The sequence below is a fragment of the Frankia sp. CcCS3 genome, from assembly GCF_977927575.1.
Genome location: NZ_CDWRCL010000066.1, coordinates 1 through 17,005 on the forward strand (window position 1 = coordinate 1; position 17,005 = coordinate 17,005).

The 17,005-nt window shown below is 73.8% G+C and carries 16 protein-coding genes; 8 read left to right on the top strand and 8 right to left on the bottom strand.

Annotated elements, in window-relative coordinates:
- The 7 genes from AC08OQ_RS08465 to AC08OQ_RS08495 all read right to left on the bottom strand — a co-directional run.
- A partial coding sequence (locus AC08OQ_RS08465; RefSeq protein ID WP_476611975.1) for a PfkB family carbohydrate kinase occupies positions 1 to 1,732 on the bottom strand: 1,732 nt, incomplete at its 3' end.
- Between the two features lie 60 nt (positions 1,733 to 1,792).
- Complete coding sequence (locus tag AC08OQ_RS08470) at positions 1,793 to 2,893, bottom strand: glycosyltransferase (protein ID WP_476600982.1); 1,101 nt, start codon at positions 2,891 to 2,893, stop codon at positions 1,793 to 1,795.
- A gap of 139 nt (positions 2,894 to 3,032) precedes the next feature.
- Positions 3,033 to 3,536, bottom strand: coding sequence for a glycosyltransferase family 9 protein (locus tag AC08OQ_RS08475; protein ID WP_476600980.1), 504 nt, complete (start codon positions 3,534 to 3,536; stop codon positions 3,033 to 3,035).
- A 41-nt stretch (positions 3,537 to 3,577) separates the two neighbouring features.
- On the bottom strand, positions 3,578 to 4,108 hold the full coding sequence (locus tag AC08OQ_RS08480; protein WP_476600978.1) for a glycosyltransferase family 9 protein: 531 nt from the start codon (positions 4,106 to 4,108) through the stop codon (positions 3,578 to 3,580).
- A complete protein-coding gene (locus tag AC08OQ_RS08485) occupies positions 4,105 to 4,773 on the bottom strand; it encodes an HAD-IIIA family hydrolase (RefSeq protein WP_476600977.1) in 669 nt (222 codons plus the stop codon). The genes AC08OQ_RS08480 and AC08OQ_RS08485 overlap by 4 nt, the downstream gene beginning before the upstream one ends.
- A 37-nt stretch (positions 4,774 to 4,810) precedes the next feature.
- Positions 4,811 to 6,058 (bottom strand): glycosyltransferase family 9 protein, encoded by a 1,248-nt coding sequence (locus AC08OQ_RS08490; RefSeq protein ID WP_476600975.1) that lies wholly within the window; start codon positions 6,056 to 6,058, stop codon positions 4,811 to 4,813.
- A gap of 107 nt (positions 6,059 to 6,165) precedes the next feature.
- Entirely contained in the window at positions 6,166 to 7,461 is a 1,296-nt protein-coding gene (locus AC08OQ_RS08495; RefSeq protein WP_476600973.1) for a glycosyltransferase, read from the bottom strand.
- 232 nt (positions 7,462 to 7,693) lie between these two features.
- Between AC08OQ_RS08495 and AC08OQ_RS08500 the strand changes: the two genes are divergently transcribed.
- The 4 genes from AC08OQ_RS08500 (at position 7,694) to AC08OQ_RS08515 (ending at position 11,863) form a co-directional block, all read left to right on the top strand.
- The gene (locus tag AC08OQ_RS08500; RefSeq protein WP_476600971.1) at positions 7,694 to 8,791 is read left to right on the top strand and encodes a glycosyltransferase family 9 protein; all 1,098 of its coding nucleotides are present in this window, start codon (positions 7,694 to 7,696) and stop codon (positions 8,789 to 8,791) included.
- A gap of 270 nt (positions 8,792 to 9,061) precedes the next feature.
- Complete coding sequence (rfaE2, locus tag AC08OQ_RS08505; protein ID WP_476600986.1) at positions 9,062 to 10,360, top strand: D-glycero-beta-D-manno-heptose 1-phosphate adenylyltransferase; 1,299 nt, start codon at positions 9,062 to 9,064, stop codon at positions 10,358 to 10,360.
- Between the two features lie 47 nt (positions 10,361 to 10,407).
- Positions 10,408 to 11,433, top strand: a complete 1,026-nt coding sequence (locus AC08OQ_RS08510) for a glycosyltransferase family 1 protein (RefSeq protein WP_476600969.1) — start codon at positions 10,408 to 10,410, stop codon at positions 11,431 to 11,433.
- Positions 11,423 to 11,863 (top strand): ATP-binding protein, encoded by a 441-nt coding sequence (locus AC08OQ_RS08515; protein WP_462188385.1) that lies wholly within the window; start codon positions 11,423 to 11,425, stop codon positions 11,861 to 11,863. The genes AC08OQ_RS08510 and AC08OQ_RS08515 overlap by 11 nt, the downstream gene beginning before the upstream one ends.
- A gap of 64 nt (positions 11,864 to 11,927) precedes the next feature.
- Here the strand turns inward: AC08OQ_RS08515 and AC08OQ_RS08520 are convergent, their stop codons facing one another.
- A complete protein-coding gene (locus AC08OQ_RS08520) occupies positions 11,928 to 13,139 on the bottom strand; it encodes a sensor domain-containing phosphodiesterase (protein ID WP_476611976.1) in 1,212 nt (403 codons plus the stop codon).
- A gap of 313 nt (positions 13,140 to 13,452) precedes the next feature.
- On the opposite strand from AC08OQ_RS08520, the gene AC08OQ_RS08525 reads away from it, so the two are divergent.
- The 4 genes from AC08OQ_RS08525 (at position 13,453) to AC08OQ_RS08540 (ending at position 16,744) form a co-directional block, all read left to right on the top strand.
- Positions 13,453 to 14,625, top strand: coding sequence for a universal stress protein (locus AC08OQ_RS08525; protein ID WP_476601678.1), 1,173 nt, complete (start codon positions 13,453 to 13,455; stop codon positions 14,623 to 14,625).
- Positions 14,626 to 14,996: 371 nt separating this feature from the next.
- Entirely contained in the window at positions 14,997 to 15,464 is a 468-nt protein-coding gene (locus AC08OQ_RS08530) for a hypothetical protein (protein ID WP_476601679.1), read from the top strand.
- 180 nt (positions 15,465 to 15,644) lie between these two features.
- Positions 15,645 to 16,238: a hemerythrin domain-containing protein gene (locus tag AC08OQ_RS08535; RefSeq protein ID WP_462203471.1), complete on the top strand. Its 594-nt coding sequence runs from the start codon at positions 15,645 to 15,647 to the stop codon at positions 16,236 to 16,238.
- A complete protein-coding gene (locus AC08OQ_RS08540; protein ID WP_462188391.1) occupies positions 16,235 to 16,744 on the top strand; it encodes a DUF6328 family protein in 510 nt (169 codons plus the stop codon). Before AC08OQ_RS08535 ends, AC08OQ_RS08540 begins: the two co-directional genes overlap by 4 nt.
- Positions 16,745 to 17,005 lie beyond the last annotated feature (261 nt).

The following is a 17,005-nucleotide window of genomic DNA, read 5'->3' on the forward strand; positions in this document are numbered from 1 at the left end:
CCCTAGGGCGGTCGTCGCGTCGAGGGCGGTCGTCAGATCGTGACCGCCCCCGCCCCTGGCTCCGTTCCCGCCCCGGCCTGCGTCTCCGCCCCGGCCTCCATCTCCGTCGCGAGTCCCGCCTTCGTCCCCGCCTCCGTCTTTCCGGGCGAGCGTCGAGACCCCGGGCAGCGAGGAAGTCGCTGGCGGCGCGGGTCGCGGCGATGACGGTTTCCGACGGCAGCGCACCCGCGCCCAGCAGCGCCGTGGCGGTCGCGGCGAAGCGGTCGCCGGCGCCGCAGGGATCCGCGGCGACCGGCGTCGCCGGTGCGATCAGCGGGGGCGTGTCCGAGGCGCCGACCAGCAGGGCACCGCGTTCGCCGAGGGTGATCGCGACGCCGGCGGCACCCCAGTGGGCCACGAGCCGGCGGCCGCGGTCCGTAGCCTCGGCGATGGGGTCCCGGCGCACCGTGGCGTTGCGGGTGAACCACCGCGCCTCGGCCAGGTTCGGCGTGACGAGCGTGGCGCCGCGCGGGGGCACGTCACCCCGCGGGTGCGGATCCCAGACGAGTGGAACCCGCCGCGCCCGGCCGGCGAGCGCCGCGGTGACCGGGCGATGCCGCGCGAGCCCGCGACCGTAGTCGGCGACGAGGATCGCCCGGGCCGCGGCGAGCGCCCGCCGGCCCGTCTCGGGAAGCGTGTCGCGCACCGCGCCACCGGTCCCGCGATTGTCACCGGTCCCGCGATCGAGACGCAGCAGGGTGCTGGTGCCGGTCCGCATCCGGATTTTCTGCGGTGTCGGGCCGTCGAGCCCGAGGTCGACGACGGTGACGCCGGCGTCGGCGAGCAACGCGGCGAGGCGTCGCCCGCCCTCGTCGTCAGCCAGGGCGGTGACGAGGACGACGTCGTGACCGTCGCGGGCGGCGAGCAGGGCGGCGAGGCCCGCGCCGCCCGGCCGGGCCAGGTCGTCGGTCTGGTCGAGCACGGGCACCGGCGCATCGGGGGCCAGCCGTTCGACCCGGCCGACGAGGTCGCGGTCCAGCAGCGTGTCTCCGACGACGACCAGCGGCCGCCGCGGGGACGGTGGGGCAGCGCATTCCGGTGGGGCAGCGGATTGCGGTGTGGACGCGGACGAGGCGGCGGATCGCGGCAGGGTCTCCCGGGTCGGCGCGACGCCCAGCGCGACATCACAGGCCGCGCAGAGAACGTGCACGGCGACCAGGTGGGTCTCCTGCACGGTCGCGGTCGACGGTTCGTTTTCGCGCGGTTCGCTCTCGCCTGCGCGCCCGGTCGCCACGATCTCGTCGCAGGCGGCCGCCAGTGGGCTGTCGGCCCGGCCGACCAGCGCCCACGTTGTCAGGCCCAGCTCCCGGGCCGCGTCGGCCGCGTGCAGCAGATTGGCGCTGCGGCCCGAGGTGGACAGCAGCATCAGGACGTCGCCGGGCCGGCCGTGGGCGCGCACCTGGCGGGCGAACACGTCGTCGTAGCCGAAGTCGTTGCCGATCGCGGTCAGCGAGGAGGTGTCAGCGTGCAGCGGGATGGCCGACATCGGGGCCCGGTCGTCGCGGAACCGGCCGACCAGCTCCGCGGTCAGATGCTGGGCCTCGGCGGCGGATCCGCCGTTGCCGGCGGCGAGCAGCCGGCCGCCCGCGGCCAGGACCTCGGCCAGCCGGGTCCCCCAGGCGGCGAGCCGGTCGACGTCGAGTCCGTCCAGCGCCAGCTGCAACGCGGCGACGTGGCCGCGCCCGGACGGCATCGGCCGGCATGCCGCCGGTCCCGGTGCCGGTCCCGGTGTTGGTGCCGGTCGGTCCATGGGTCAGACCCCCGCCGGGAGATAGGGACGGCCGAAGCGGGACGTGCCGTGGCGGGTCAACCGCTGGTAGCTGCCCAGGGTCAGCGTGGCCACCCGGTCCCAGGAAAACAGGGCGCGGGCGCGCCGGGCGCCCTGCTCGCCGAGTTCCCGCCGCCACGCGGGGTCGCCCATCAGCTCGGCAAGGGCCTCAACGATCCGTTCCGGGGACCGTGGTGGCACGTGCAGGCCGGTCTTGCCGTCCACGACCGTGTCGACGAGACCGCCGACGGCCGAGGCGACAACGGGCACGCCGCAGGCCATCGCCTCCAGTGGGACGATGCCGAACGGTTCGTACCAGGGCACGCAGGTGACGACATCGGCGGAGCGGTAGAGGGCGGGCAGTTCGTCGTGGTCGACGCGCCCGATGAAGCTCGTCCGGTCGGCGACGCCCAGCTTGACCGACAGTCGACGCAGCCGGTCCACCTCCGGGTCGGTGTCGAGGTGCGCCGGATCGGGACCACCCGCGACGACGAGGTCGGCCGCCGGCAGATGGGGCAGCGTGCTGATGACGTTGCCGACCCCTTTGCGTTCCACCAGACGACTGACGAACAGCAGCCGGACGCGGTCGCCGCGCCGCGGCCGGGCCCATCCGTGCGGGGTGAACCGGGACAGGTCCACCCCGCAGGGCACCACGCTGACCCGCCCGCGCGGCGCCCCCAGCCGGACCAGCTCGAACACCTCGTCCGTGCAGGTGGCGAGGAGCTGGTCGACGTCGCCGACGAGCCGCTGTTCGATGGCGACGCGTTCCGGTGGTGAGGTGTTCTTGCGGCCCTGGTGGCGGCGTTTCACCACGCCCAGGGCGTGCATCGTGAGCACCACCGGGATGCCCAGCGGCCGGGCGGCCCGCAGCGCGGCGAGCCCGGACATCCAGAAGTGCGCGTGGACGACGTCGGGACGGCACCGTCGCCACTGCTCGTGCAGGTCGGCGGCGAAGTCGTCCATGTAGGGGAGAAGTTCGTCTTTAGGAACGAATCTGGCGGGACCGGCACGCACATGGTCCACCTGGACGCCTTCCCCGCGCCTGACGCGGCGCGGCAGGTCGGGGTCGTCCCGGCGGGTGTGCACGATGACGTCGACCTGCCGGCGGGCCAGGGCATCGGCCAGCGAGGCGACGTGGATGTTCTGCCGCCCGCGTCGACACCGCCGAGTGCCGCGAGCGGGCTGGCATGCTCGGAAACCATCGGGACCTTCGTCGGGACCTTCATCAAGGGGCCTCCAGGACCTCCTGCCGGGCGGGGGGAACGGTGACGACGGGGAAGGCGAGAACCGTCTCCACGGCGTCGACGACCTCGTCGGGTTCGACGGTGTTCAGACAGGGATGGCCGGGCACCGGGCAGTCCCGGGCCCGGCATCCGGCGCAGCCGATCGCCTGGTCGCCGAGCAGGACGTGCCGGGAGGTGTAGGGCCGCCACCGTTCGGCCGGCACCGTCGGGGCGAACAGGGAGACGATCGGGGTGCCGACCGCGGCGGCGAGATGCGCGGGGCCGGTGTTGCCGACGACCACCGCGCCGGCCCGCTCCAGGACGCCGGCGAGGCCCGCCAAGTCCGTGCGCCCGCCGAGGTCATGCACGCCGGGCAGGCGGCCGGCCGCGGTGGCGGTGAGCCCCACCTCGTCGGGTCCACCGGTCACGACGGCCCGGTGCCCCCGGCCAGCCAGCCGGCGCACCACCACCGTGAACCGCGGCGGGTTCCAGCGTCGGGCGGCCACCGAGGCGCCCGGATGCAGGACGACGTACGGCTCCGGGCCGATCAGGGGGGTCGGGTCCGGCAGCGGCCGGCGGACCGCGAGCAGCCCGTCGTCCTCGTCCGGTAGCCGGTAGCCGGTAGGCCGAGCACCGCCGCGGTCGACAGGGCTCTGGTGACCTCGTGCAGCCCCGTCTCGGGCAGGTGGTGGCGGACGTCGAGCAGCGTGCCGGGGTAGTCCTCGCTCACGGCGGCGATCCGCCCGACGCCGGCCATCCGCAGCAGCAGGGCCAGCGGCAGCGGATTCTGGTGGAACGAGGTGAGGATCAGCGCGTCGTCGAGGCGACCGGCGGCCAGCCGGTCGACGAGGCCGTCGACGTCGTCGCGGCGCACCGGTGGCGGGCTCGCGTCGATCCAGGGGCAGCGCCAGACGACAACCTCGTCCACTCCGGGCAGCAGCTCGGCAGCCGCCCGCCCGCGGGGGCCTACGAGCAGGGTCACGTGCGCCGCGGTCGCGGCCACCGCGCGGATCGCTGGACCGGACAGCAGGACGTCGCCGTCGCTGTCGAGGCGCGCGACGAGCACCCGGGCGGTCATCGCCGCACCGCCCCCGCCGCTCCTCCCGTTCCCCCTGCCGTTCCCGCCGGTCCCCCCGTTCCCGCCGCTTCGAGGAGGAGGTCGACGGCGCCGAGCAGATCGGCGGCCACCTCGGGCGCCGCGGCGACCTCGTCCGCGCGGGTGACCGCCGTCGGCACCAGCACGCCCCGGGCGCCGGCCGCCGCGGCGGCGGCCATGTCCGCGCCGATATCGCCGATGAACGCGCAGTTCCGCGGCGCCACGCCGAGTGCGGCGGCCGCGGCGAGGAGCAGCGCCGGGGCAGGCTTGCGGCACGGACAGCCCGCGTCCGGCGCATGGGGGCACACGAACACCGGCCCCAGACCGCCCAGCAGACCGCCCAGCAGATCGTCGAGCCGCCGGTTGACGGCATGGACGTCGTCGAGGGCGAGCAGACCGCGCCCGACGCCGCTCTGGTTGGACACCACGGCGGTCGGGATGCCGGCCCGCCGCAGGCGCCGCAGGGCCGCCGCCGCCGTCGATACGGGGACGACCCGTCCGGGATCGCCGTTGTAGGGGATGTCGATGCACAACGTCCCGTCCCGGTCGAACAGCACCGCTTTCGGCAGGGTCCGGCGCCCGGCGGCCGCGTGCGTGTCCGCGCTCAGGGGGGAAGCGCCGTCGACGGCGCGGATCTGTTCAGCCACGAGACGAGGGCTGCCCCGAGGAGCGCGGAGAAAACTACTACTCTGGGTAACAGGGAGGATGGCAGGGACTGGATGATCGGGTTCTTCTTCCCGGTGGCGGGGGCCGAAGATCCACTGTCCGGGCCGATGCCCGGCCCGGCGTTCGGGCCGAAACCGCCTCGCCCACGACGGCGGTCGTGAGGTCCCTCATGCAGGCCGGACCGTCGGCCGAGAGCGGGCATCGCGCCGTCCACCAGCAGTCCTGTTCGGTGATGGACAGCGGTCGTCGGACCGGGCAGTCTGGCAGTCCCTGCAGGTCCATCCCGCCCGGATCGCCGCCTTGCCGGGACGCCGCGATGCCGTAGCGGGCGGCCGGGCTCGGGCCGAACAGCGCCACCGTGCGGGCGCCGACGGCAGCGGCCAGGCGCACCGGCCCGGTATCCCCGCCGACCACGACGCCGCCGCGCGCGCCGACGGCCGCGCACAGCCCCGCGAACCCCCGCAGCGGCAGCGGGGAGGCTATGGGCACCCTGGGCACGGCCGTCCCGGCCCCGGACGCGTGTGGCTGCAGGACCGGATGCCCGCGCGCCGCGAGCAGCCGGGCGAGATCGGTCCACCGCCGTGCCGGCCACCGTTTGACGGCCATTCCGGCGTCGGGTACCAGCAGCACCGGAGCCGGGCGGCCGGGTGTGGTGCTGTCGGGCGTGGTGCTGTCGAGTGCGCCGAGGATGCGTTCACCCTCGGCGACCTCCGCCGCGGTCAGCGCGACCCGCCCATGGGCGTTACCACGGCCACGGCCACGGCCACCGCCACGGCCACGGGCGTCGGCGCCGTCCGGATGGCCGGGGCCGGGCCGGATCCAGCCGTCTTCGGTGAGGAGCCGGACGAACCGGGACCCGATCGGTTCGGCGGGGTCCGGCCGCCGCCAGAGGTCCGTCACGACGTGCCTCGGCCGTCCGGTATGCCGCGGTCGCCCGGCCTCGATCGCGGCCGGCACGCCGCTGTGCCGGGTCGTCGTCACGACCAGGTCCGCCCGCGGCCGGCTTACCGCGCGGACGACAGCCTCGCGGACGGCCTGTGCGCGGTGATCGGTCACCTGCACGACCTCGGTGATCCGGTCGTCGTGGGTCAGCAGCTCGCCGGCCGGCGCGAAGGTGAGGACGCGGATCCGGGCATTCGGATGGCTGTTCGCCAGTGCGTGGATCGCTGGCAGGGCGATCAGCAGATCGCCGAACCCGCCGAGCAGCTCGACGAAGAGGATCTCGCGCGGCTCCGCCCGGGCCGGATCCGTCCACTCGCCGGCCACCGACGTTCCTTGGTCTCGGCTTCCTTGCCTTTCCAGAGGGTTTTGTGTCCATTTTATCCCTCTGGATAGGCGGGATCTGGATGGGCGGGGAGGGGGATCGTCGACGGTCATCGGGGACCGATCAGACACCGGTAGAGGCGGGCGTGCGCGGCCCCGACGGACGGCCAGGACCGGTCGGCGACGAGGTCGCGGCCGCCAGCGGACACGGCCGCCCGCAGCGCCGGGTTGCCCAGCAGCCGGCGCAGCCCACGGGCCAGCGCGGCCGGGTCCCGCACGGGTTTGGCCACGATCGCCGTCCGGCCGTCGACGAGGGCCGGATCCGGCGGGTCCGCGACCGTTACCACTGTCGGCAGGCCGTGGGACAGCGCGGCCGCCAGCGCCCCGCTCTTCGTCGTCACCCCGGCGGTGAACGGCAGCACGCAGACGTCCGCCCCGGCCAGGATGTCCGAAACCTCTTCGGCCGGCAGATGTCCGGTGAACGTCACCCGGTCCGCGACGCCGACGGCACGGGCGTGCCCTTCGAGCTCGCGGCGGAAGGCCGCCGCCTCGGCGTCGGGCAGCGCCAGGGAGGTGAACCCGCCGACGACGGCGAGATGCAGGTCGGGATGGTCGGCGTGCAGCTCGGCGACGGCTTCGAGGAGATACCGCACGCCTTTCACCGGGTGGACGAAGCCGAAGAAGACTGCCACCTCGGCGTCGGGGCCGGTGCCGAGCCGGCCGCGTAGCCGGGACCGGGCCGCCTGTCCCGGGCTGACGCCGGGGGATGGGTCGGCGCCGGGGGATGGGCCGGCGTCGGAGGACAGACTGGCGGTGCGGGCGGTGCTTCGTGCCCGGGGGATGTTCGCGGCGACGGGGACCAGTTGCGCCTGGCGGCCGAAGCGGGTGCGTACCGCGGCGGCGTGCTCGGGATTGGTCACCACCAGGGCGCGCGAGTGGGGCACGAGCGTCAGGGTCTCCCGGTCCCACCAGCCGTGCCGTTCCGGCCGTCGCCACAGGGCCGCCGGCAGCCAGGACGGCCATGCCCACCAGCCGTACTCGTGCAGGGTGGTCACCCAGGGGACGCGCCGGTCCGCCAGCGGGGGCAGCAGCCCGACCGCCGGGGAGAACCCGAACGCCGAGGGTGCGAACTGGAGGTGGACGAGGTCGGGCCGCAGGCGCCGCAGCGCCGTCGCGGTGGCGGCGATCCCGGCCGGACCCCACCCACGTTCCAGCGTGACCACCCGGGTGGGGCCGAGGTCGCCCTCGACCCGCCCCGAGGTGATCAGGACGGGATCGATGTCGTGGCGCAGTGTCTCGGCGAGCCGGATGGTGTAGTCGGCGACGCCGTCCTCGGCGGTGACGAGGTTGCCGCAGACGAAGGCGATCCGGGGGATGGCTGTCCGGGGGATGGCTGCTCGCGGCATGGAGAAGGCCGTACCCGCTCGCCGGAGCGGTCACCGCCTGCCGGGCAGCCCCCTGGGCTCTCGAGGCCGAGGCGATCGGCGTGGTTCTCGCCCGGCGTGGTTCTCACGGAGAGAACGTTCCTCGCGGAGAGTAGCAGTTTTGTTGCCCACCCTCCGGGCACGGGGCGGGGGAGAAGCCGTCCCCGACCGTCTCGACCGTTCCCGAGCGTTCCCGACCGTCCCGGAGCCTCCCGTGAACGAAGTCGCGTCCCACCCGGCGGCGGGCCGTGCGGGTCCGCTGGACCTCGCGGCCGCCCGTCACGTCCTGGCGGTCCGTCCGGACAATCTCGGGGACGTCGTGCTGCTGTCCCCGGCGCTGCGGGCGCTGCGGGCGCTGCGGGCCGCGGCGCCCGGGGCCCGCCTCGACGTGCTGACCTCACCCGGCGGGGCGGCCGTGCTGCCCCTGCTTGACTGCGTCGATGACGCGGTCGTGGCATTGGTATGCTGGCAGGACACCGGCGGCCGACCCGTCGACCCGGCCGAGCAGACCCGGCTGGTCGAGACGCTGGCGCGGCGCCGCTACGACGTCGCGGTCCTGTTCACCTCGTTCTCCCAGTCGCCGTGGCCGGCCGCCTTCGTCTGCGCCCTCGCCGGGATCCCGACCCGGGTTGGCGCCTCGCGGGAGTTCGGCGGGTCGCTGCTCACCCACTGGGTGGACGACCTGCCCGGCGGTATCCACCAGGTCGACCGGGCGCTGCTGCTGCTGCGCCGCTTCGGCATCCCCGCCCCGGCATCCCACCCCCGGCTGGCCGTGCCAGGCGAGGCCGTCGCGAGGGTCCGGCCGCTGACGGAACCCGGCCCTTACGCGGTGCTGCTGCCCGGGGCGAGCTGTTCGGCCCGCCGCTACGACGCCGACCGGTTCGCCCGGGTCGCCGGCCTGCTTGCGGGCGCGGGCCTGCGGGTCCTCGCCGCCGGCACGGGCGCCGAGACCGCCCTGGTCGACCGGGTCGTCGCCGCTGCCGGCCCGGCGGGGCGGGGCCTCGCCGGGGTCCTGGACGTCCCGGCGCTGGCCGCGCTCCTGCGCGGCGCGGCGGTCGTCGTCACCAACAACTCGGGCGGTGCCCATCTCGCCGACGCGGTGCGCACGCCCGTCGTCACCCTGTTCGCCGGCACTGAACGGGAGAGCGAGTACCGGCCATGCGCCGCGCGCGTCGCGGTGCTGCGCCGGGCGACGCCCTGCACGCCCTGCCGCGCCTTCACCTGCCCGTTCGGGCACGAATGCCTGGATCTGCCGCCGGCCGAGGTGACCGCCGCCGCGCTCGCGCTGGTCGGGGAGGGGATGGCCCGATGACCGCCGCCCCCGCGTCTCCGGCCTCGTCTCTAGCCTCGTCTCCGGCCTCGCCGCGTCCCGTGCCGCTCGCCGAGCTGCCGGATCGGTTTGGTGCGCTGCACCTGCTCGTGGTCGGGGACGCGATGCTCGACTCCTGGCTGCGGGGACCGCCGCGGGGGTTGTCCCGGGAGGGCCCCGTACCCGTCGTCTCTGTGACCGGGCGGGAGGAGTCCCCGGGGGGGAGCCGGCAACGCCGTCCTCGCCGCGGCCGCCCTCGGTGCGCGCACCCGGCTGGTCGGGATGGTGGGGGACGATCCCGACGGCCGGCGGCTGCGGGACCTGCTCGACGCCGGTGGCGTCGGCACGTCCGCCGTGGTCGTCGAACCCGGGCGGACCACGGTGGCCAAGCGGCGGATCTGTTCCGGCAACCATCTCCACCTGCGCTGCGACACGGGTGACGAGACCCCGCCCCGGCGGGCCACCGCCGCCGCCGTGGCGGCCCGCGTCACCGCCGGGGCCGCGTCGGCCTGTGCCGTGCTGGCCTGCGATTACGGCACGGGGTTGTTTACCCCCGAGCTGATCGGCCGGGTGGCGGCAGCCGTGCGGGCGGCGGGCCGGCGGCTCGTCGTCGACGCCCACGACCTCACCCGATGGGCGGCGGTGCGCCCCGACCTGGTCAAGCCCAATGCGGATGAGGTCGTCGCGCTGCTGCCCGAGGCCGTCCGAGGCTCCTTCGCGCACGACCGGGTCGGGACCGTGCGGCACCACGCGGCACAGATCCTCGCCGCCAGCGGGGCGCGGGCCGCGGCCGTCACCCTCGACCGCGACGGCGTCGTCGTCCTTACTCCCGATGAGCCGCCGTGGCATCTGCCGGCCACCGCCGACGCGCCCGACGAGCGCACCTCGGGGGCCGGTGACACGTTCGTCGCCGCCATGGTCCTAGCCCGGGCGGCGGGCGTCGGGCTGCGTGACGCCGTCCGGCTCGCCTCGATCGCCGCGTCCGTGGCCGTCTCGACCGCCGGCACCGGCATCTGCCCGGCGGCGGACCTGCGCGCCCGGCTGCACCACCTCGGCACGGGCGCCGTCCTGGACGCCGCGCGTCTCGCGGACGTCGTCGCGGCGCACCGGGCGCAGGGTCGGCGGATCGTCTTCACGAACGGATGCTTCGACGTCCTCCACGCCGGTCATGTGGCCTACCTAGACGCCGCCCGCCGGCTCGGTGACGTGCTCGTCGTCGGGGTCAACAGCGACAGCGGGGTGCGTCGGCTCAAGGGCCCGGACCGTCCGATCAACGCGCTGGCCGACCGGCTGGCGGTGCTGACCGCGCTCGCCGGTGTCGAGCACGTGGTCGTCTTCGACGACGACACCCCGACCGACCTGCTGCGTTCCCTGCGGCCCGACGTGTACGTCAAGGGCGGCGACTATACCGAGTCGATGTTGCCCGAGGCGCCGCTGGTCCGTGCGCTCGGCGGCGAGGTCCGCATCGTCGACTACGTGGCGGACCGGTCGACGATCGCTCTGGTCGGGCGCATCCGGCGCACAGCGGACGATGGCCACGAGGGAACAGTGAGAACCGCGAGGGAACGGTGAGGACCGCGAGGAAGCGGCGAGGGCTGCGAGGAAACGGGGAACCGGGCGTGAGAATTCTGCTGTGGCACGTGCACGGATCGTGGACGACGTCATTCGTCCAGGGCGATCACTCCTATCTTGTCCCGGTCACCCCGGATCGCGGCCCGGACGGCCTGGGCCGCGCGCGCACCTATCCGTGGCCGGGCACGGTCACGGAGGTCGGGCCGGACGAGCTCGGCCCGGCCGACGTGGACGTCGTCCTGCAGCGGCCGCACGAGCTGGACCTGGCGGAACGCTGGCTGGGTGGCCGGCGCCCGGGGCGGGACCTCCCTGCGGTCTACGTCGAGCACAACACCTCGAAGGGGGACGTGCCCACGACCCGGCACCCCCTCGCCGACCGGCCAGACCTCACCCTGGTGCACGTCACCCACTTCAACCGGCTGTTCTGGGATGCCGGGAGCACGCCCACCCGGGTCGTCGAGCACGGCATCGTCGACCCGGGCCACCGCTACACCGGTGAGCTGCCCCGCGTCGCGGTGGCCGTGAACGAACCGGTCCGCCGCGGCCGGGTTACCGGGACCGACCTGCTGGGGCTGTTCGCCGCGGCGGCACCGGTCGACGCCTTCGGCCTGGGGGTCAGCGCCCTACCGGCGCACACCGGCCTTCCCGCCGAGCGGCTCACCGTGTTCGAGGACGCCTCCCAGGCCGCCCTGCACGAGGCCGTCGCGCGCCGCCGGGTGTACGTGCACCTGCCGCGGTGGACCTCGCTCGGGCTGTCCCTGCTCGAGGCGATGCACCTTGGGCATGCCCGTCGTCGCGCTGGCCACCACCGAGGCGGTGGAGGCGGTGCCGGGGGACGCCGGGGTCCTCTCCACCGATCCGGCGGTGCTCGCCGGCGCCGTCCGCCGCTTCGTCGCCGATCCGGAACGCGCTCGGGCGTACGGGAAGAAGGCCCGGCGGGCGGCCCTGGCCCGGTACGGTCTCGATCGTTTCCTGCGGGACTGGGACGAGGTGCTCGCGCAGGTCACGGGCTGAGCTCCGACACCGAGTTTATCCGCATGATTGCCAGGAAATGTCCTTCACATGACGGGTGAACCGGGGCTGCCCGGCGAGTCAGGCGAGCCGGGCGAGCCGTTGGACAGGTTCGTGCTGCCGCTCAGCCCGATCGCGCCCCGGCAGGCCCGGGTCCGGTTGGCCGCGGGCCTCGCCGGCACCGGCTTCGCGGCGGAGCTGGCCGAGATCGTCGTGTTGCTCGCCAGCGAACTGGTCACCAACGCCGTCGTGCACGGCCGCGGTGAGCCGGTTCTGGAGATCCGGACGACCGACCACCAGATGTGGGTCGGCGTCCAGGATCCGGACAGCCGCCTCCCGCAGGTGCAGCAGGTCGACACCGACTCGCTTGGCGGGCGGGGCATGCACTTGGTGGCCGAGCTCGCTGAGACCTGGGGCGCCGACGTCATCCCCGGCGACGGGAAGGTCGTCTGGTTCCGGATGCGCCGGGAGAGCCCCGTTGTCGATGGTTGACCGCCGCCGATGCGGCCGAGCGCGCCGCGGGCTTGCCTGACGGCGGGCTTGCCTGACGGCGGGCTTACCTGACGGCCTCGGGCAGGACGGGGGTGGGCGGGCCGAGAAAGAAGCCCTGGCCGTAGGGGATCGCGGTCTCCCGGGTGGCCTGGAGCTCGGCCGCGGTCTCGATGCCCTCGGCAACCACGCCGCCTCCGATCTCCTTGGCGACGTGCACCAGCCCGGCGGCCACGGCCCGCCGGGCCGGGTCGGTGTCGATGCCCTGGGTCAGGCAGCAGTCCATCTTGATAATCTCCGGCCGCAGCCGGACGAGCTGTTCCAGCCCGGCATAGCCGGTACCCACGTCGTCGGCGGCAATGCGGACGCCGAGCCGGCGCAGGTGCTCGATGTCGCGGTTGATCGCCGGAGTGTCGCCGATCCGTTCGTGCTCGGTGATCTCCACGAGGATACGTTCGGCGTCCTCGCCCATGATCATCTCCACCAGGCCGGCCGAGAGGGTCGGCGCCGAGACGTTAACCGCGAGGATCATGTGTGTCGGCAGCCGGGGCAGCACGGCGAGCGCGCGTCGGACCGCGGCGAGTTCGAGATCGACGTTGAGGCCGACGGAGCCTGCCGCGGTGAACCACTGTGACGGGCTGCGGGCGTAGTCCGAGAACCGGGACAGCGCCTCCACTCCGATGATCTTTCCGTGTTCGAGGTCGAGCACCGGCTGGAAGGCGAGCGCGGGCCCCCCGCCGTCGATCACATGGCTGACGTCGCGCCAGACGCGGCTGCGGACCTCCCACATCCGGTGCAGGTCGGTCACGGAATCGCCGAGGATCTCCGCGATCATCCGCAGGAACCGGCCGTCGCGCGGCCGCAGGTGCGGATGAGGCCCGTGCCCGAGACAGCCGACCAGGCCGTAGACGAGGCCGTCGCTGTCGATGACCGGCACCGCGGCGTAGGCCCCCACGTCAAGCTCGTCGACGACGGGCAGTCGCAGGATGCGCGGATCGGCGTGGGTGTCCGGGATGACGGTGGGAAACTCACCGGACAGGACGCGTCCGAACAGGGCGCTCTCGCGCCGAACGGTGGAGCCCGGGGCCAGCTGGAACGACGCGCCGTCCCCGTTGATGACCTGCACAACGAGGACGTCCGTCTCGATGCGGCCGAGCCAGGCAAGATCCATGCCCAGATGGCGGCGCAGTATCCCCAGCAGCTCCACCAGCGCCGTCGCCGGCTCGGGAACCTCGGCCTTCGGCCCGAGCGCCGAGGCGGGGGCCGGGCGGACCGACATCCGTACCACCTCCTCTCCTGGTGTTCCCTCGGGTTTTCCGCGCACACCCTGGTCGGCACCGATATCTGTTACCGTTTCGTGATCGATATTGGGCTCTTTGTAACCGATATCGGCTTGTTCGTGCACGATATCGACTTGTTCGTGACCGATATTGACCTGTTCGTGACCAACCTCCGCCACTGCCGGGAGATCCATCCCCTGTCTCCCGTCTGTCTCCCGTCGCGCCCGTTGGCTCTTCGTGTTGTAGTAGATGCGGGATCGGGACGGATGCCTGCTCGGCGAGCGAGGATGCTCGGAGGGGAGGCGGTGCCGCGTGGCGGACATCGTGGTCGGGATCGACGGGTCGACAGATGCCGAGCGCGCGCTGCGGTGGGCCGTGCGCGCGGGGCGCCGCTGTAGCGCGCGGGTGCGTGCCGTTCTCGTCTGGGCTGCGGCCGGCCCGTTCTGCACGCGGGTGAAGCCGCCGCCTGCCACCTCACCGGAGCATCCCCGGTGGACGGCCCAGTGGATGCTGCACGACGTCGTCGACCGGGTCCGCGAGGCCCAGCCCGACGCCTGGATCGTCGAGCGGACCGTGTACGGGAACCCGGTGGACACGATACTGACCGAGTCGGAGGGCGCGGCCATGCTCGTCCTCGGTGCCCGCGGCCGTGACCGGCCGCGCCGCCTGCCGGCCGGTTCGGTCAGCATGGCGTGCGTGTACGGGGCGTCGGTGCCGGTGGTCGTGGTCCACGGCAGGTCGGCGGCGCCGGCCGAGAGCGGGCCCGTCGTCGTCGGGGTGGACGGGTCCGCCTGCTCGTTGGCCGCGCTGCGGTGGGCCGCCCAGGAGGCGGCGCTGCGCCGGGCGTCGCTGCGCATCCTGCACGCCTGGACGCCGCTGCCACCGGAGTTCGTTGTCCGGCTGGGACTCTGCGGTGCCAGGTTCGTCGGCGCAGTGCCCACGGCGGGCGCCGGGGCCGTCCGTGCCGGGCCGGCTGGTGCGGGGCCCGGCGACGCGGATCCGGGCGGGACCGGATTCATCCGGACGGACCCGGGTGGAACGGGCCTCGCCTCGGGATTCGTCGGCCGTGGATTTCGGGGCACGGCACCGGGGGGCACGGCACTCGATGATCATCCAGGATTCGGTGACTCGGGACCCGCCGATGCGGCGCTCGGGGACCCGGTGCTCGATGCGACGGGACCCGGCGGAACGGCCCTCGTCGACGCCGCCCTCGAGGGGGCCGCGCGGGCCGTGCTGGACGAGGCGGTGCGCGCGGGTCTGCCCGAGTCGGGTGATCTCGATGTGCGCACGGACCTGATCCGCGGAGCGGCCGCGTCCAGCCTCCTGCGGGCCGCAGCGGGGGCGCAGCTCCTGGTCATCGGAGCCCGGGGCCGCGGCGGCTTCGCCGAGTTGCTGCTGGGTTCCACCAGTTCACAGTGTGTGACACACGCCCAGTGCGCGGTCGCGGTCATCCGCACGCCCGGCAGTACGACCTGTGGTAATTAGTGCGGCGTGTGGTGACTCCACCGCGGCAGATCTTCGACCCGGTGCGAGTCCCTTTCCCTCGGGTCGCGAGTTCTCGGGCCGTGGGCCGAGATCGAAGACCCCGGGCGGGGATGCCCGATCGGGCACGTACCGAGCGGGTGGACGGCGGGTCGCCTGCCGCGCCAACTGCCGTGCCACCTGCGGTGCCGGCTCTCGCGGCCCGCCGAGCGCGGCCTGCGGCCCAGCGGTGACGGCGCGGCGGGCAGGTGATCCTCCCGAAACGGCTCGGCTTTCCCTCGTCTTGGGGGAGGATGGGGAGACTGGGGCGTGATGTCCCCGTGAGGTACGGGGGCACCGCGGCGCCGGCCGTGGGAGGGGAGTGTCGAGCGACTATGGCAGATCAGTATTACGGCGGTTCCGGTCGGCGCGGCGAGCGGTTCGCCCAGGCGCGCTGGCTCGCCGGTCAGGCCCGGCAGGACCGCACCACCTCCTGGTACGTCCCGCTGATGATCACTGTGATCGGTGCCGGTGCGGCGTTCGACGCCTTCGGCCGCGGCGTGGGGCTCCTCTACGCCCTCGGGCTGTCGATCGCCTTCGTCCTGCTGACGTGGACGACGATCCGGCTCATGCCGTCGGTGTCCGACGAGCTGAACGTCAACCGGGTGACGGGCCCGCGCAAGATCTTCGCCATGGTGAACACGCCGGTGCGCACCCGCGGCGTGTTCCTGCTGGCCGCAGCGATGCCGATCGCGGTCGCCCTGATCAGGACGGTCGGTTTCTTCGTGTTCGGCGGGGCGCTGCTCGTCGGGATCGTGGTCGGCGTAGCGCTGGCTGCCGCCTGGATGTTCAAACGCCGGTAGACCCGCCCGGCGCCGACGAACCTCCTGATTCCGACGAACCTCCTGATCCTGGGGCCCATCCCTGGGCTTGGCCATCCCGATCCGGCGCATCCCCCCGCTCGGACCAGGTTCCTGTTCCCGCCAAGCGGGCAGGCCAGCAGGGACACGGTCCGGTGCGCGGTCCGCGATGAGGAGAGTGCGATGACGGTCAGCAAGGCCACGAGGGAACGAACCCGGGCGAGTCAGCTCCCCGAGGACGATGTGGTCGGGATCCTGCTCGCGCAGCATGCCGAGATCCGCGAGCTGTTCGGGAAGGTCAGGACGTCAACGGGCCAACGCCGCCAGGAGACGTTCGACAAGCTGCGGGCGCTGCTCGCGGCCCACGAGACCGGCGAGGAGGTGGTGCTGCGCCCGATCAGCCGGCAGGTGGTGGGGCCCGAGGTGACCGATGCCCGCAACCGCGAGGAGAAGGCGGCGAGTCGGGACCTCGCCGGCCTCGATCGGATGGACGCGAGCAGCGTCGAGTTCGAGGCCAAGCTCGCCGCGTTCGAGCACACGGTGGTGGAACACGCCGAGCGCGAGGAGCGGGAGGAGTTCGAGGCGCTGCGCCAGGTCCGTCCCGAGTCCGAACTCGTGCGCCTGGGCCGCAGACTGCGGGCCATTCAGGCGATCGCCCCCACCCATCCGCACCCCTCGGTCGCGGGATCCCCCACCGCTCAGCGGGTATTCGGGCCGGCGGTGTCCCTCGTCGACCGGCTGCGCGACGCTCGGCGGCAGACGACGACGGCGGGGTGACGGCGAGGATCTCCACCGCCCGGGGGAACTCCTCGAACGGCGGGCCGGACCCTTCGGAGACCCCGGCGCAACGCCGGTACCGCAACTGGGGAGATCTGCTGCAGGAGCTGCGCGTCGTCCAGACGGGCGTGCAGCTGCTGACCGCCTTCCTGCTCGCCATCCCGTTCCAGCAGCGGTTCACGACGTTGAGCAACGAGCAGAAGTCGCTCTATCTCGTGATCGTGCTGCTGACGGTCAGCGCCACCGGGCTGCTCATCATGCCGGTGAGCCTGCACCGCGCGGTCTTCCGGCGCAAGGAGAAGGAGACGCTGATCCGGGTGGCGAACCGGCTCGCCCAGGTGGGCCTGGCATTGTTCGCCGTGGCCGTCTCCGGGGTCGTCCTGCTCATCTTCGACGTGGTCAAGGGGGCGCCGGCCGGCTGGATCGCCGGGGCCTGCACATTCGTCGTGCTGGTCGTGCTGTGGGCCGTCGTGCCCGCCGCCATCCGCCTCGCCGCCCGCGACTGACCCCGGTCGGTTTTAACCGTCACTACCCCATAAGCACCTTATCCTCATGTCATCCTCGTGTAGCGGGCATATTGGGGGAGGGTGGTCGCGGAGAGGGCGTCCGTGGACCTGTCGACGGTGGGTGCGGTGCTGCTGGGCATGGACGGCACTCCGGTGGACTCCGGCGCCGCCATGACCCGCCGACCATCGGCCGGCGGCACGGCTACGCCGGGCCTGCGCGCCGCCGGCCTGCGCGCCGCCGCCGCGCAGGCCGCCCTCGTC